Source organism: Nonomuraea sp. NPDC023979 (assembly GCF_040639085.1).
GTDB lineage: Bacteria > Actinomycetota > Actinomycetes > Streptosporangiales > Streptosporangiaceae > Nonomuraea > Nonomuraea ceibae.
Genome location: NZ_JBEZZG010000039.1, coordinates 40,069 through 55,147, shown reverse-complemented (window position 1 = coordinate 55,147; position 15,079 = coordinate 40,069). Strand labels below are relative to the sequence as shown.

The 15,079-nt window shown below is 73.9% G+C and carries 14 protein-coding genes; 7 read left to right on the top strand and 7 right to left on the bottom strand.

Going from position 1 to position 15,079, the window contains the following annotated elements; all coding sequences use genetic code 11:
• Window positions 1-147: 147 nt before the first annotated feature.
• On the bottom strand, window positions 148-1,098 hold the full coding sequence (locus AB0G11_RS41835; protein WP_219510642.1) for a TauD/TfdA family dioxygenase: 951 nt from the start codon (window positions 1,096-1,098) through the stop codon (window positions 148-150).
• 199 nt (window positions 1,099-1,297) lie between these two features.
• Between AB0G11_RS41835 and AB0G11_RS41830 the strand changes: the two genes are divergently transcribed.
• The 7 genes from AB0G11_RS41830 (at window position 1,298) to AB0G11_RS41800 (ending at window position 9,093) form a co-directional block, all read left to right on the top strand.
• Window positions 1,298-2,047, top strand: coding sequence for a GntR family transcriptional regulator (locus AB0G11_RS41830; RefSeq protein ID WP_357592390.1), 750 nt, complete (start codon window positions 1,298-1,300; stop codon window positions 2,045-2,047).
• Entirely contained in the window at window positions 2,038-2,265 is a 228-nt protein-coding gene (locus AB0G11_RS41825) for a ferredoxin family protein (RefSeq protein ID WP_219510645.1), read from the top strand. Before AB0G11_RS41830 ends, AB0G11_RS41825 begins: the two co-directional genes overlap by 10 nt.
• A gap of 8 nt (window positions 2,266-2,273) precedes the next feature.
• Window positions 2,274-3,698 (top strand): ABC transporter substrate-binding protein, encoded by a 1,425-nt coding sequence (locus tag AB0G11_RS41820; protein WP_246646215.1) that lies wholly within the window; start codon window positions 2,274-2,276, stop codon window positions 3,696-3,698.
• Complete coding sequence (locus AB0G11_RS41815) at window positions 3,695-4,471, top strand: ABC transporter permease (protein ID WP_219510647.1); 777 nt, start codon at window positions 3,695-3,697, stop codon at window positions 4,469-4,471. The genes AB0G11_RS41820 and AB0G11_RS41815 overlap by 4 nt, the downstream gene beginning before the upstream one ends.
• Entirely contained in the window at window positions 4,468-5,217 is a 750-nt protein-coding gene (locus tag AB0G11_RS41810; RefSeq protein WP_219510648.1) for an ABC transporter ATP-binding protein, read from the top strand. Before AB0G11_RS41815 ends, AB0G11_RS41810 begins: the two co-directional genes overlap by 4 nt.
• Entirely contained in the window at window positions 5,218-7,998 is a 2,781-nt protein-coding gene (locus tag AB0G11_RS41805; RefSeq protein ID WP_357592388.1) for a fumarate reductase/succinate dehydrogenase flavoprotein subunit, read from the top strand. It begins immediately after the preceding gene.
• 162 nt (window positions 7,999-8,160) lie between these two features.
• On the top strand, window positions 8,161-9,093 hold the full coding sequence (locus tag AB0G11_RS41800) for a hypothetical protein (RefSeq protein ID WP_357592386.1): 933 nt from the start codon (window positions 8,161-8,163) through the stop codon (window positions 9,091-9,093).
• A gap of 15 nt (window positions 9,094-9,108) precedes the next feature.
• On the opposite strand, the gene AB0G11_RS41795 is transcribed toward AB0G11_RS41800, so the two are convergent.
• The 6 genes from AB0G11_RS41795 to ureG form a co-directional block, all read right to left on the bottom strand.
• Window positions 9,109-10,059 carry a sulfotransferase gene (locus AB0G11_RS41795; RefSeq protein WP_357592384.1) on the bottom strand — a complete coding sequence of 317 codons (951 nt, stop codon included), beginning with the start codon at window positions 10,057-10,059 and terminating at the stop codon, window positions 9,109-9,111.
• Between the two features lie 104 nt (window positions 10,060-10,163).
• A complete protein-coding gene (locus AB0G11_RS41790; RefSeq protein ID WP_219510651.1) occupies window positions 10,164-10,337 on the bottom strand; it encodes a CstA-like transporter-associated (seleno)protein in 174 nt (57 codons plus the stop codon).
• Window positions 10,334-12,436, bottom strand: coding sequence for a carbon starvation CstA family protein (locus tag AB0G11_RS41785; RefSeq protein ID WP_357592382.1), 2,103 nt, complete (start codon window positions 12,434-12,436; stop codon window positions 10,334-10,336). The genes AB0G11_RS41790 and AB0G11_RS41785 overlap by 4 nt, the downstream gene beginning before the upstream one ends.
• A gap of 96 nt (window positions 12,437-12,532) precedes the next feature.
• A complete protein-coding gene (locus AB0G11_RS41780) occupies window positions 12,533-13,588 on the bottom strand; it encodes an FUSC family protein (RefSeq protein WP_357592380.1) in 1,056 nt (351 codons plus the stop codon).
• Window positions 13,528-14,469, bottom strand: coding sequence for an urease accessory protein UreD (locus AB0G11_RS41775; RefSeq protein ID WP_357592378.1), 942 nt, complete (start codon window positions 14,467-14,469; stop codon window positions 13,528-13,530). Before AB0G11_RS41775 ends, AB0G11_RS41780 begins: the two co-directional genes overlap by 61 nt.
• Entirely contained in the window at window positions 14,451-15,077 is a 627-nt protein-coding gene (gene ureG, locus AB0G11_RS41770; RefSeq protein ID WP_357592376.1) for an urease accessory protein UreG, read from the bottom strand. The genes AB0G11_RS41775 and ureG overlap by 19 nt, the downstream gene beginning before the upstream one ends.
• Window positions 15,078-15,079 lie beyond the last annotated feature (2 nt).

Genomic DNA, 15,079 nt, shown 5'->3' with positions numbered 1-15,079 from the left:
GAGGAAGAGCTCTCATGTTCGCGCTATCGCCAAGCTGCCTGCCCGCCTCCGGGTTGCGCGGTTGACTCGTGCGACCGCCCGTGCCTGGAGCGCGGCGGTCGCCTGCGCGGGCGAGCCCCCCGGCCCCGCCCGCGCGCTCGTGGGTCGTCAGGCGACGACGAGGGACTCGGCGGTGAACTCCCGCCCGGCGACGATCTCGGAGACGAAGCCGTCGGGCCCGACGGGACGGTCGCCGATCAGCGTGACCCGGTGCAGGGTCCGCTGGACGTCGAGGTGGTCGAGGTCCGACGGGGCGAGGTGGGCCGTGGCCCGGTTGTCCCAGAACGCCAGGCTGCCCGGCTGCCAGCGCCAGCGGACGGTGTACTCGGGACGGGTGATCTGCTCGTAGAGCAGGTCCAGGACCCGCCTGCTCTCCGGCTCGGACAGGCCGACGATGTGGTCGGTGAAGCCCGGGTTGACGAACAGCGCCCGCTCCCCGGTCTCGGGATGCACCCTGACCACGGGATGCACCGAGACCAGCAGGTTGTCGTTGATCCGCTTGGTGAGCCGGCCGTCCTCCTCGTCCGGCCGGTATCCGGCCAGGAAGCGGTGCTCGGCGCGCAGCCCGTCGACGAACGCCCGCAGCGGCGCGGACAGCCCCTCGTAGGCGGCCACCAGGTTGGTCCAGGTGGTGTCGCCGCCGAACTCCGGCACGGTCTCGGCCCGCAGGATCGAGGCGGCGGGCGGGTTGACCGCGGCGGTGACGTCGGTGTGCCAGCCGGAGGCGTAGGAGTAGCGCTTCTTGCGGTACAGCTCGCGGTAGCCGGGGCCGTAGCGCTCCTCGTAGCGGCGCGGGTCGATGGTGAGGATCTGCGGGAACCGCTCGGGCGGGGCGTCCTCGTGCGGGTGGGCGTGGGTGAGGTCGCCGAACTGGCGGGCGAAGGCGATCTGCCCGGCGTGGTCGAGGGTCTGGCCACGGAAGAAAAGCACCTTGTGGGCGAGCAGGGCCTGGCGGATCTCCTGGACGGTGGTGGGGTCCAGCGGGTGGGCGAGGTCGAGGCCGACGATCTCGGCGCCGATGTGCCCGGCCACGCGTTTGACGGTCAGGATGCTGGTCATGGCCTGATCGTGCGCCACATTTCCCACAAAAGCAATAGGCAATTAGGGGAATTCGGGTGGCGGATCTTCCGGCATCCCGACGGCGAGCCGCTGTTCGCGCGGCGGGCGGGGCGGGCCTGGTGTGGCGCAATCCTTCCGTTATCCCTATTTACCTACCTGCTTGCTAGGTTATAGCCCAGGCCGAACGGGAGGTGTGGAGATGGGACAGGTCGCGCGACGCCGGGCGGACCGGGCCAGACAGGTCGCCGACCTGCTCAGGCGCCAGATCGTGCACGGAGGCTTCCCCCAGGGCAGGCTGCCGCCCGAGGCCGCGCTGGCCCGCGAGTTCGGCGCCTCGCGCAACACCGTGCGCGACGCCCTGCGCCTGCTGCGCGAGGAAGGGCTGGTCGAGCGTTGCCCCGGCGTCGGCACCACGATCGCCGGCGAGAAGTACCCGCACGGCCTGCACCGGCTGCTCGGCCTCGCCGAGACGCTGGACGAGCACGGCCGGGTGACCAACCAGGTCAGGACCATGACGCTGATCGAGCCGCCGCCCGCCGTGCGCGCCCGGCTCGGCCTGCCCCCGGGCGAGCCCGTCGTCTACCTCGAACGGCTGCGCAGCCTCAACGGCCTGCCGCTCTCGCTCGACCTGACCTACCTCGTCCGCGACGCCGGCGAGCCGCTGTTCGACGCCGACCTGACCAGCAACGACATCTTCGTGCTGCTGGAGCGGATCACCGGCAGCCCGCTCGGCACCGCCGAGCTCACGCTGGAGGCGGTCAACGCCGACCCGCACACCGCGGCCATGCTCGCCGTCCCGCGCGGAGCCGCGCTGCTCATGGTCGAGCGGCTCACCCACCTGGCCGACGGCAGGCCCGTCGACCTGGAGTTCATCCGTTTCCGCGGCGACCGGCTGACCATGCGCGGGCAGCTCGACCGCGCCACCCAGGAGGAGGGGCGATGGCCCTGATCGACCAGCGGGTCGAGGTGCCCGTGACCATCGACGAGGCGCTGTGCGTCGAGGGCTGCACGCTGTGCGTCGAGGCGTGCCCGCTCGACTCCCTCGCGATCAGCGACGAGACCGGCAAGGCGTACATGTACGTCGACGAGTGCTGGTATTGCGGCCCGTGCGCCGCCCGGTGCCCGGTCGACGCGGTCACCATCAACATCCCCTACCTGCTGCGATGAGGACGACGATGACGCGCGTGCTTCTGGCGGCCCTCGTCCTGCTCGCCGCCGCCGGCTGCTCGGTCACCGGCGGCGGCGCCGACAGGACGACGGTCGTCGTCGGCTACCAGTCCAAGACCATCAACACGGTCACCGCGGGCACCCTGCTGCGCTCGCTCGGCTACCTGGAGAAGCGGCTCGGCGACCGGTACGCCGTCGAGTGGCAGGACCACGACACCGGCGCCCCGATCACCGCCAAGATGGTCGCCGGGAAGATCGACATCGGCTCGATGGGCGACTACCCCCTGCTCATCAACGCCTCCCGCACCCAGGGCGTCCCCGAGGCGCGCACCGAGCTGATCTCCACCACCGGCTACAACCTGCGCGGCGGCCTCAACATGGTCGTCGTGCCGCCCGGCTCCCCGGCGACGACCCTGGCCGACCTGCGCGGGGCCAAGGTGTCGGCCAGCGTCGGCTCCGCCGGGCACGGCACGCTGGTGCAGGCCCTGGAGAAGGCGGGCGTCTCCGGGGTCGAGGTGGTCAACCACCAGCCCGCCGTCGGCGCCTCGCAACTGGAGGCGGGCGGCGTCCAGGCGTACGCCCAGTTCGTCGCCTGGCCGGGGCTGGTGGTCTTCCAGGGCAAGGGCCGCCTCATCTACGACGGCTCCGCGCTGGACGTGCCGACCTTCCACGGCGTGGTGGTGCGGCAGGCGTACGCGAAGGAGCACCCGGAGGTGGTGGACGCCTTCCTCAAGGCGCAGCTGGACGCCACCCGCTACCTGCACGAGCACCCGCTGGAGGCGGCCGAGACCGTCGCGCGGATCACCGGCCTGCCGCCCGAGGTCGTCTACCTCTACAACGGCCCCGGCGGCATCTCCACCTTCGACGTCACGCTCAAGCCGCAGCTCAAGGCCGCCCACGAGCACGACGTGCCGTTCCTCAAGCGCATCGGCGACGACTTCGCCGGCGTGGACGTCGCCGCCTTCGTCAACGACTCCTACCTGCGCAAGGCGTACGGGCCGGACTACGACCGGGACGTGGCCGCCACCGCGAACCCGGCCGCGATCACCGGGACGGACCCGGTGTGCGGCGGCCCGGTCACCGACCCGGCGACGGCCTCGGAGCTGTGGCTCGACGGCGCCGCCACGACGCGGCCCGCCGCCACGCCCGCCTGCCTGCTGCGCCAGATCGCCGCCGCCCGGGCCGCCGGGACGGCCGTGCGCGCCGCGTACGTGCCCGACACCGTCACCGGCACCCGCTGGTTCGCCGGCCACGCCGTGTGGCTGCGCGCGGGCGCGGACTTCCTGCCCTTCACCACCGCCGAGGGCGCCGCCGCCTACCGCGCGGCGCACCCGGACGCCGAGCCGATCACGTACGAGGACGCGGTGAAGGCGGCAGGGAAGGCGGCGGGCAAGACGGCGGGCAAGACGGCGGGCAAGGCGGGTGACACGTGACCGGCTGGGCCGTCAGAGCGGCCTCCGTGCTGGCGGCGGCCGGGCTGTGGCAGGCGCTCACCGCCGCCGACGCCCGGCTGTGGCTCAGGTTCGACCGGCTGCCCACGCTCGACGAGATCGCGGGGGAGGCCGCCCGGCAGCTCGTCACCCCGGTGTTCGCGCTCGACCTGCTGCAGAGCCTGATCCGCATCCTCACCGGGTTCGGGCTGGCCACGGTTGCGGGCGTGGCCGCGGGCATCGCGCTCGGCAGGTCGCCGCGGACCCGGGACGTGCTGCTGCCGCTGCTGGAGGCGGTCCGGCCGATCCCGGCGATCGCGCTGGTCCCGGTGGCGATCCTGCTGTTCCCCACCGACGAGCAGGGCATCGTGTTCATCACGTTCGTCGCCGCGTTCTTCCCGATCCTGGTCAGCACCCGGCACGCCGTCCGGGCGCTGCCCACCCTGTGGGAGGACGCCGTCAGGACGCTCGGCGGGCGCCGCCTCCACGTGCTGCGGCACGTTGTGCTGCCCGGCATCCTGCCCGGCGTGTCCGGCGGGCTGTCGGTCGGGATGGGCGTGTCGTGGATCTGCGTGATCTCGGCCGAGATGATCTCGGGGGAGTTCGGCGTCGGCTACCGCACCTGGCAGGCGTACACGCTGGTGGACTACCCGGCGGTGATCGTCGGGATGCTCACCATCGGCCTGCTCGGCTGGCTCACCTCGGCCGCCGTGGAGCTGGCCGGGCGGCGGGTCACCCGCTGGCTGCCCCGGGCCGCGCGGGACGGTGTGTCATGACCGCGGTGCTGCCCGCCGTCGGGGCCGCGCCCGCCGGGATCGGGTTCACGCTGGAGGGGCTGGCGCTCGGCTACGGCCACGACCCGGTCGTGCGCGGCGTCGACCTGGACATCGAGCCGGGCGAGGTGCTGGTCGTCGTGGGCGCGTCCGGCTCCGGCAAGTCCACGCTGCTGCGCGCCCTGGCCGGGCTGCTCCCGCCCGCCGCCGGGACGGTCCGCGCCGGCGGCGCCGAGATCACCGGCACCTCGGCCGAACGGGCCATGGTCTTCCAGGACGACGGGCTGCTGCCCTGGCGCAGCGTGCTGCGCAACGTCGAGCTGCCGCTGCGCATCCGCAAGGTCGGCAGGCGGGAGCGGACCGCGGCGGCGCTGGAGTGGATCGACCGGGTGGGGCTGGCAGGGGCCGAGGGCAAGCTGCCGCGCGAGCTGTCCGGCGGCATGCGGCAGCGCGTGCAGCTCGCCCGCGCGCTCGTGGCCGCGCCCCGCGCGGTGCTGATGGACGAGCCGTTCGGCGCGCTCGACGCCCAGACCCGCGCCCAGATGCAACGCCTGCTGCTCGACGTGCTGGCCGGCACCCGCGCAACCGTCGTCTTCGTCACCCACGACGTGGACGAGGCGCTGCTGCTGGCCGACCGGATCGTGGTGCTCGGCGGACCCGGGAACGGGCACGGCATTCGCGCGTCCTTCGCCGTACGCGGCGCCGGCCGGGACGCCGGGCTGCGCGACAGGATTCTGAAGGAGCTGTAGATGGAGATTCCCTCGATCGACGACCGCCTGCACCTGGAGTGCGAGGTGCTCGTCGTCGGCGGCGGCACCGCGGGCACGATGGCCGCGATCACCGCGGCGGAGCGGGGCGCCCGCGTCCTGCTGCTGGAGAAGGCGCACGTCCGTCACAGCGGCGCGCTCGCCATGGGCATGGACGGGGTGAACAACGCCGTCATCCCCGGCAAGGCCACCCCCGAGGACTACGTCGCCGAGATCACCCGGGCCAACGACGGGATCGTCAACCAGCGGACGATCCACCAGACCGCCACCCGGGGCCACGACATGGTCCGCCGCCTGGAGCGCTACGGCGTCAAGTTCGAGAAGGACGAGTACGGCGAGTACGCGGTGCGCCGCGTCCACCGCTCCGGCAGCTACGTGCTGCCCATGCCCGAGGGCAAGGACGTCAAGAAGGTCCTCTACCGGGTGCTGCGCCGCCGCGACATCCGCGAGAAGGTGCGCATCGAGAACCGGGTCATGCCCGTACGGGTGCTCACCTCCGGCGGCCGGGCCGTCGGCGTGGCCGGGTTCGACACCCGGTCCGGGCGGTTCGTCACGGTGAGCGCGGGCGCGGTCATCCTGGCGACCGGCGCCTGCGGCAGGCTCGGCCTGCCCGCCAGCGGCTACCTGTACGGCACGTACGAGAACCCCGCCAACGCCGGCGACGGCCACGCCATGGCCTACCACGCGGGGGCCGAGCTCAGCGGCATCGAGTGCTTCCAGATCAACCCGCTGATCAAGGACTACAACGGCCCGGCCTGCGCCTACGTGGCCAACCCGTTCGGCGGCTACCAGGTCAACAACCGGGGGGAGCGCTTCGTCGACTCCGACTACTGGTCGGGCCAGATGATGGCCGAGGTGGCCGCCGAGATCGCCTCCGCGCGGGGGCCGATCTACCTCAAGCTCACGCACCTGCCGGAGGAGTCCATCGGGGCGCTGGAGAACATCCTGCACACCACCGAACGGCCCACGCGCGGCACCTTCCACGCCGGGCGCGGCCACGACTACCGCACCCACGACGTGGAGATGCACATCTCGGAGATCGGCCTGTGCGGCGGCCACTCGGCCTCCGGGGTGTGGGTGGACGAGCACGGCGCGACGACCGTGCCCGGCCTGTACGCGGCCGGGGACCTGGCCTGCGTGCCGCACAACTACATGATCGGCGCGTTCGTCTTCGGCGACCTGGCCGGCGCGCACGCCGCCGCCCGGGTCGCCGAGTCCGGCGGGTCGCCCGACACGCTGCCCGCCGATCAGGTCGCCGCCGCCCACGAGCTGGTCTACCGCCCGCTGCGCCACCCGGACGGGCCGCCGCAGCAGCAGGTCGAGTACAAGCTGCGCCGGTTCGTCAACGACTACGTGACGCCGCCCAAGACCGCCGCCAAGCTGGACCTCGCGCTGGAGTCGTTCGAGCGCATGCGCGAGGAGGTCGCCGCGATGGGCGCGCGCACCCCGCATGAGCTCATGCGCTGCGTGGAGGTCGACTTCATCCGCGACTGCGCCGAGATGGCCGCCCGCGCCTCGCTGACCCGCACCGAGAGCCGCTGGGGCCTCTACCACGAGCGGGCCGACCTGCCCGCCCGCGACGACGCGACCTGGCTGTTCCACCTCAACCTGCGCAAGCGCGACGACGGCGCGATGGAGTTCGTCAAACGCCCGGTCGAGCCCTACCTGGTGCCCGTGCCCGAGTACGCGCCCGTGGCCGCCGAACCGGTCGTGCTCGGCGCGCACACCGCCACCCCCGTACGGCGCGCCGCCGCCGCGCCCACCGGCCGGGCCGCCGTCGGCCGCTCGCCGCGCATCCTGGAGCTGCACCGGCTGGCCGAGGAGCAGCCCACCGCCGACCGGCTCGGCCCGTACCTGTCGGACCCCGACCCCAAGGTCAGGCGGGCCGCCGTCGCCACGCTCACCGAGGTCGTCCCCGAGGGCACCGGCGCCGCGCTGGCCGCCGCGCTCGGCGACGCCCACGGCACCGTGCGGCGCGCCGCCGCCACCGCGCTCAAGGAGCTCGTCGAGGTGCTGCCCGCCACGCCCGAGCTGGGCGCCGCCCTGGCCGGGCAGCTCGGCGGGGCCGACGCGGTGGTGCGGGCGTGCGCGCTCGACGTACTGCGCGCCCTGCGGCTGGCCGGGGCCGAGACCTTCGCCGCGGGGCTCGCCGACCCCGACCGCCGGGTGCGCGTCGAGGCGATCCGCGGGCTGGTCTCGCTCGACGAGGCCGACCGCGTCGCCGGGGCCGCCGCCGACCCGTCGCGCGAGGTGCGCGTGTGGGTGGCCAAGGGGCTGGGGCTCATCGGCAAGCCGTCCGCCGCGCTCGCCGCCCTCTCCGCGCTCGCCGCCGACGCCGACCCGCTCGTACGCGCCGCCGCGCTGGAGGCGTCGGGCGCGACCGGCGCCCCGCTCACCGCCGAGGCGGCGCGGGCGCTCCGCGACCCCGCCTGGGAGGTGCGGGTCGGCGCGGCCCGCTGCCTGGCGGCCGCCGAGGCGGAGACCGCCTGCGGGCCGCTCGCCGGGGCGCTGTCGGACGCCAACCTGGACGTGCGCAAGGCGGCCGTGCTCGCGCTGTCGCGCTGGGCGGGCAGGCCCGAGGTGGCCGAGGCGTTGCGCGCCGCCCTGTCCGACCCGGACGCCGACGTCCGCGCCCACGCCCGCGCGGCCCTGTCCGGCCTGGATGCCGACGCCCGCGCCGACGTCCAGGCCGACGCCCGCGCCGACGTCCAGGCCGACGCCCGCGCCGACGTCCAGGCCGACGCCCGCGCCGCCCTCCCCTGAGCCGGCCCGTACGCCACCGACGACCACGAGCCCCAGGAACCCCGGGGCGGACAGGAACCCCCGAGGGGTTGCGGAAGGGAACGACTATGCGTGGAGCAGGGAACGTCCAAGGGAGGGTCAGGGTCCGTGAAGCGCCGTGCGTCGTCGCCTAGTGTCGCGCCCATGTCGATCGATGAGAACGCCTTCCTGCCCGACCCGGACCGCTCCGTGGTGGCGGTCCCGCCGCCGTCACCCGGTGAGGGGCACTGGGCGGGCGCGCCGAGCGCCGTCGCGGCGGACGGGCTGATCTACCTCGCCTACCGGCTGCGCCGCCCGGTCGGGCAGGGGCGCGGGTACGCGGTGGTGGTCGCCCGTTCGGCGGACGGCGAACGGTTCGAGACGCTGACGACGGTCACGCGCGAGCGGATGGACGCCGAGTCGCTGGAGCGGCCCGCGCTGGTGCGCCTGCCGGACGGGCGCTGGCGGCTCTACCTGAGCTGCGCCACCGAGGGCACCAAGCACTGGCGGGTGGAGGTGCTGGAGGCCGCGGACCCGGCCGGGTTCGACCCGCGCTCGCGCGTCACCGTCCTGCCCGGCGACCCGAAGACCGGGGTGAAGGACACGGTCGTCGTCCAGCGGGACGGCGTCTGGCACCTGTGGGCCTCCTGTCATCCGCTGGCCGATTTCGACGAGGCCGACCAGATGGTCACCGACTACGCCACCAGCGCCGACGGCCTGGAGTGGACGTGGCACGGCACGGCGCTCAGCGGCAGGCCGGGCCTGTGGGACGCGCGCGGGGTGCGGGTGAGCGCGGTGCGGTTCGCCGGAGACCGGGTGCTGGCCTTCTACGACGGCCGGGCGGACGCCGCGGAGAACTACGAGGAGCGCACCGGCGTCGCCGTCGGCGCGGGCCCGGCCGAGCTGACGCCGGTGGGCGGGGCGCCCGCGGCCGCCTCCCCGCACGGCGGAGGCGGCCTGCGCTACCTGGACATCGTCGACCTGCCCGGCGGCGGCGTACGGCTGTACTACGAGTTCACCCGCGCGGACGGCGCGCACGAGCTGCGCACCGAGCTGCGCACCGAACTGCGCACCGAACTGCGCACCGAACTGCGCTGACCGGGCGGCGCGGCGTCAGCTCCGGCGGCCGTTGCGCGCCTGCCGCTGGCCGGGCGGCCGGACGCCGACGAGGCCGCCGGAGCGCGGCCGGTGCCGGAGCCAGTCGCCGTAGTCGTCGCCGGTGAGCTCCTGGAGCAGCCGGATGTCGTCGGCGAAGCAGGGGATGAGCCGCTGCCGCTGCTCCCACTCCAGCGGGCGGCGGGCCTGGCCGCGCCGCTGGAGCAGGCCCTCGACGGGCCCGGCCAGGGGCGCGGGCAGCCGTCTGCGGAGGGTGGCGAGCACGGCGTGCCGGGCGCCGGCCTGGGGGTGGGCGGTCACGTTCTGCCGGGGCACCTCGGTGAGCAGGCCGGTGCGGACGCCGAGGAAGGCGCAGACCTGGTCCAGGGTGGCGGCGGGCCGGTCGACGACGTCGCGGTAGCGGAAGATCAGCACCTGCTCGCGGGGGAACAGGCTGAACAGGTGGGCGAGCTGCTCGCCGTAGCGGCCCAGGCCGGTGTAGTGCCAGAAGTGCCCCCAGCCGTCGGCGATCCGCTTGGGCTCGGCCTCGCAGGCGCGCACCAAGTCGCCGATGGGCTCCAGCCCGGCCGACCACAGGTGTGTCCAGTTGGAGTGCGCCCGTTCGACCGGGTCCCGTAACGTCAGGATGATCTTCACGTCAGGGATCAGGGCGTGGATGCGCCGCTGGGCGGCCGTGTCGTACAGGTAGAAGGGGGTGGACTCGCCGGTGAGCGCGCCCGGGGGAGCGTCGGCGAACAGCGCCTCGTAGTCCGTGCGGCGCCAGACGTGCTCGCGGTAGGTGTCGGCGTCGCCCGGGCCGCCCGTGTGCGGGGGCGGGCCGTCGGTGAGGAAGAACTTCGGCTCCTTGACCCGGGACAGGAACAGGTCCGGGTGCCGCCGCAGCGCGGTGTGCAGGGCGGTGGTCCCCGCCTTGGGCACGCCGGCGATCAGGAAATCAGGCAGAGGCACGATCTTTCCCTTCACGAAGGAATAGATGCCTGATTTTCCTACCAATAGTGTGGGTTATTCAAGAGGGCCGGCCGTACGTCCCCGCTGAGCCCGAAAGTTCCGGGTCAGCAGCAGCGGCTCTCCGGCGCCGCCTCGCGCAGGTCCGATCGCCGCCGCTCGTACTCGCGCCGCGACATCGGCGTCCCGCCGTGGGCCGCGTGCGCGTCCGCGTACCGCTCGTAGGCCGCCGTCCCCGTCAGCTCGCGCACGTACCAGCGCAGGAAGCGCAGCGCCTTCACGACGACCGCGAGCCCGGGGTGGCGAACAGCCCCGACGGCGCGACGAGGGCCGACTCCACGTACGGGGCCTCCTTGAGCGGCAGCGGCTCGCGGGAGCGGAGCGCGCGCACGCACACCACGGCCGCGTCGGCGATGACGACCAGCACGAGCACGGCGAACAGCGCCGCCAGGACGCCGTCCACGGTGGAGTTGGTGACGACGGTCCGCATCTGGTCGAGGCTCCGCGCCGGGGCCAGCACCCGGCCCGCCGCCAGCGCCTCGGCGTACAGCTCGCGCTGCGCGAAAAAGCCGATCTTCGGGTCGGCGTCGAACACCTTCTGCCAGCTCGCGGTGAGCGTGACCGCGACGTCCCAGGCCAACGGCACGCCGGTCACCCACGCCCAGCGGAGCTTGCCCGACTTGATCAGCAGCGTCGTCGCCAGCGTCAGCGCCACCGCCGCCAGAAGCTGGTTCGCGATGCCGAACAGCGGGAAGAGCTGGTTGATCCCGCCGAGCGGGTCGTTGACCCCCGCCCACAGGAAGTAGCCCCACGCCAGCACCACCACGGCGCTGGTCGCCCACAGGCCCGGCTTCCAGCTCACCCGCCCGATCGGCTTCCACACGTTGCCCAGCGTGTCCTGGAGCATGAACCGCCCGACCCTGGTCCCCGCGTCGACCGTCGTGAGGATGAACAGCGCCTCGAACATGATCGCGAAGTGGTACCAGAACGCCTTGAACGCCGCGCCGCCGAACACCGCCGCCATGATCTCGGAGATGCCGACGGCCAGCGTGGGCGCCCCGCCGGTCCGCGCGATGATCGTGCTCTCCTCCACGGCCGCCGCCGCTGCCGTCAGGTCCTCGGGCGAGATCGTGAACCCGAGCCGCGCCACCGCCGCCGACGCGCTCTCGGCGGTGGACCCGAGCAGCCCCGCCGGGGCGTTCATCGCGTAGTAGAGCCCCGGCTCCAGCACGCTGGCCGCGATCAACGCCATGATCGCGACGAACGACTCGGTGAGCATCCCGCCGTAGCCGATCAGCCGGATCTGCGACTCCTTCTGGATCATCTTCGGCGTGGTGCCCGACGAGATGAGCGCGTGGAAGCCCGACAGCGCCCCGCAGGCGATCGTGATGAACACGAACGGGAACAGCGCCCCGGCGAACACCGGCCCGTCCCCGGTCAGCGCGAACTCGGTCACCGCCTCGTTGCGCAGCACCGGGGCCGCGACCACCACCCCCACCGCCAGCAGCCCGATCGTGCCGACCTTCATGAACGTCGACAGGTAGTCGCGCGGCGCCAGCAGCATCCACACCGGCAGCACCGAGGCGAAGAACCCGTACACGACCAGGCAGACGACCAGCGTCTGCGGGCTGAGCGTGAACACCCCGGCCAGCGCGGAGTCCTGCACCCAGCTGCCGCCCGCGATGGCCAGCAGCAGCAGCGCCACCCCGATGACCGACGTCTCGACCACCCGGCCGGGCCGCAGGACCCGCAGGTAGAAGCCCATGAACAGGGCGATGGGGATGGTCATCGCGATGGAGAAGGCGCCCCACGGCGAGGCGGCCAGCGCGTTGACGACGACCAGGGCCAGCACCGCCAGCAGGATGATCATGATGGCGAAGACCGCGACGAGCGCCGCCGCCCCGCCGATCGGCCCGATCTCCTCGCGCACCATCTGGCCCAGGCTCTTGCCGTCGCGCCGCAGCGAGAAGAACAGCACCACCATGTCCTGGACGGCCCCGGCCAGGATCACCCCCACGATGATCCAGATGGTGCCGGGCAGGTAGCCCATCTGCGCCGCCAGCACCGGCCCCACCAGCGGCCCCGCCCCGGCGATGGCCGCGAAGTGGTGGCCGAACAGCACCCGCCGGTCCGTCGGCTGGAAGTCCACGCCGTTGTCGAGCCGCTCCGCCGGCGTGGCCCTGCGGTCGTCGACGCCGAGCACCGTACGGGCGATGAACCGGGCGTAGAACCGGTACGCGATCGCGTACGAGCCGAGCGCGGCGGCGACCATCCAGACCGCCGACACGCTCTCGCCCCGCGACAGCGCCAGGACGCCCCAGGCGACCGCTCCGGCGATCGCGACCGCCGTCCAGACGACGATCGATCTGACCCTCGACATACGTGATCCTTTCTGACTGCGGGCGGGGGAGCGGCGCTCCTGTCGCAACCTAGAGACAACTGCGCAGCGTAGTCAGCCGATCACCGTATCCGGTCCTCACTCGTCGCGCCGGTCGGGCCACAACCAGCGGGTCGCCATCAGCGCGGCCAGCCCGCCGAGGAGGTTCATGGCCATCCGGGCCAGCGAGGCGGTCCACGGCTCCGGCCGGCTGAAGTCGCTGAGCAGCAACAGCATCACCGGCATCCAGATCGCCCAGTAGGCGTAGTTGGCCGCCCGGTAGGCGTGCGCCAGCGCCCCGGCGGCGCCCACGCACAGCGCGGTGACCAGCGTCGACGGGTGCCCGACGAGGATGAGCGCCGCCAGGGCGCTGCCGGCCAGGCTGCCCAGCATCCGCTTGGCGTAGCGGGTGCCGGTGGCCTCGGGCGTGGGCCGCATCGTGTTGAGGACGGAGGTCACCAGCCAGTGGCCCTCGGCGACGCGCAGCCCGAGGCTCGCGACCAGCGTCATGGCGGCGCCGACGAGCACGCCGAGCCGGGCGGCGTGCCGCAGTCTCGACCCGCCCGGCTCCGGCCGCGGGGAGCCGCCGCCCGACAGCCGGCCGAGCAGCAGCGCGACGAGCGCCCCCCACACCGCCCCGGCCGCCTGGGCCAGGCCGGGCACGCCCACGACGTCCGCCCCGCCCATGATCGCGACGAACAGGGTGGCGAGCGCGCCCGTCGTCCCCAGGATCGGCCAGAGCGCCCCGGCGACCGCGGAGGCCGTCACGGCCGCGGCCAGCAGCCACGGGTGCGCGCCGGTGAGCCAGGCGCACACGCCCGCCGCGGTGACCGCGACGCCGCGCACGAGCATGAGCCGGGGCAGCGGGAAGGCCGCCGGCATGAGCATGAGCGTGGTGGCCAGCGACATGGCGGCCCCGAACCCCGTGCCCACCCCTGTGCCCACTCCCGTGCCGGACCCCGTGCGGTCCAGCCAGGCCCCGGCGAGCAGCGGCAGCATGATCGACACTCCGGCCGCGACGCCCACCGGGACGTCCGGCCTGCCCTCCGGCCGCAGCAGGTCCCACGCCCGGCGCGGCCACCCGGCCGCTGCCCTCAGGGCTTGCGCCGGTCGGGAGCCGGGCTGCCGGTGATCATGCGCCGGGTGATGTCCCACAGCCGGTCCAGGGTCGCGCTGACGTGCGGGGTCTCCGCGCCGAGCAGCCTCGCCCAGGCGCCGGCGCCGTTCGGCAGCACGCTCGCCCCGCCCGCCAGCCCGCTGCCCGCCACCGCCTCGTGCAGGGCCCCGGCCAGCTCGCCGGCGTCCACGGCGGGCGTGATCGCGTACAGCGTGGACAGCACGCCGTGGCCGCCGAACATCGCGGGCCCGGTGACCGGCGCCCGCCCGGGGACGAGCCGGAGCGGATCGGCGAACAGCAGATCCCCGTCCGGCCCGTACGCCTCCAGGTCGTTGCAGAAGGCGGTGTACGCGTGCCGCTCGCCCCTGGCCAGCCGCCCGGCCAGCATGGTCTCGCCGACGACCACGCTCGCCCCGGCCCCGGCGCCGACCCGGGTGCGCTGGTAGAAGCGGGAGCCCTCGAACGGGATCACCGGGTCGGGCAGGTACTCGACGTACGCGCCCGGCCCCGCGGTGATCGTGACGAGCTGGGTGGCGTAGTCCTGCTCCATCCGGTAGACCTTCGTCGCCGCCTGCGTGGTCACGTGCACGCCGGCCCCCTCGCCGCAGGTCACGTCCAGCCTGTAGCGGTCGCCCTGCAGCACGCCGCCGCCCGTGGACATGACGATCACGTACGGCAGGTCGGGCCGCGCCGGGTCGAAGTAGAGCGGGCGCATGATCTGCAGCGGCGCCTTCTGGTAGTGACCGGTCAGCTCGCTCCGCCCGCCGCGCCGCTCGAAGGCCAGCTCCAGCACGCCCACCTTGCCGGGGCTGCCGACGGGCAGCGTGTCGGGCACGTGCGCGTGCCGCGCCACCTCCGCCGGCACGGACGGGATCGTGTAGTGGCCGGCGTCCAGCCGGTCTACCGGGCCGGCGAGCATGCCGGCCGGTGGCTGGTGACGAAGTCGGCGACCTCGGGCACCCCGGTGCCGCGCAGCGAGTCGGTGAGGACGACCGGCCGCCCCTCCCGGACCCGGAGGGCGTCACGCGTCATCACCTCCACGTCGGCGCGCACGTACGGGGCGATGTCCACCTTGTTGATGACGAGCAGGTCGGAGTCCGTGATGCCGGGCCCCCGCTTGCGCGGCATCTTGTCCCCTTCGCCGGTGTCCAGGACGAACACGTACACGTCCGCCAGCGCCGGGCTGAAGGTGAGGGTGAGGTTGTCGCCGCCGCTCTCGTACAGCAGCGTGTCGATGTCGGGGAAGCGCTCGACCAGCTCGGCCCCGGCGGCCAGGTTCATCGACGGGTCGTCGCGCACCGCCGTGTGCGGGCAGGAGCCGGTCTCCACGCCGACGATCCGCTCCGGGTCGAGCACGCCGGCGAGCGTGCGCTTGACGTGGTCGGCGTCCTCGACCGTGTAGATGTCGTTGGTGATGACGCCGACGCTGCGGCCCCGGTCGAGCAGGATGGGCACCAGCGCCTCGATCAGCGCGGTCTTGCCGGATCCGACGGGTCCGCCGATGCCGATCTTGCGAACGTTGTCCATGC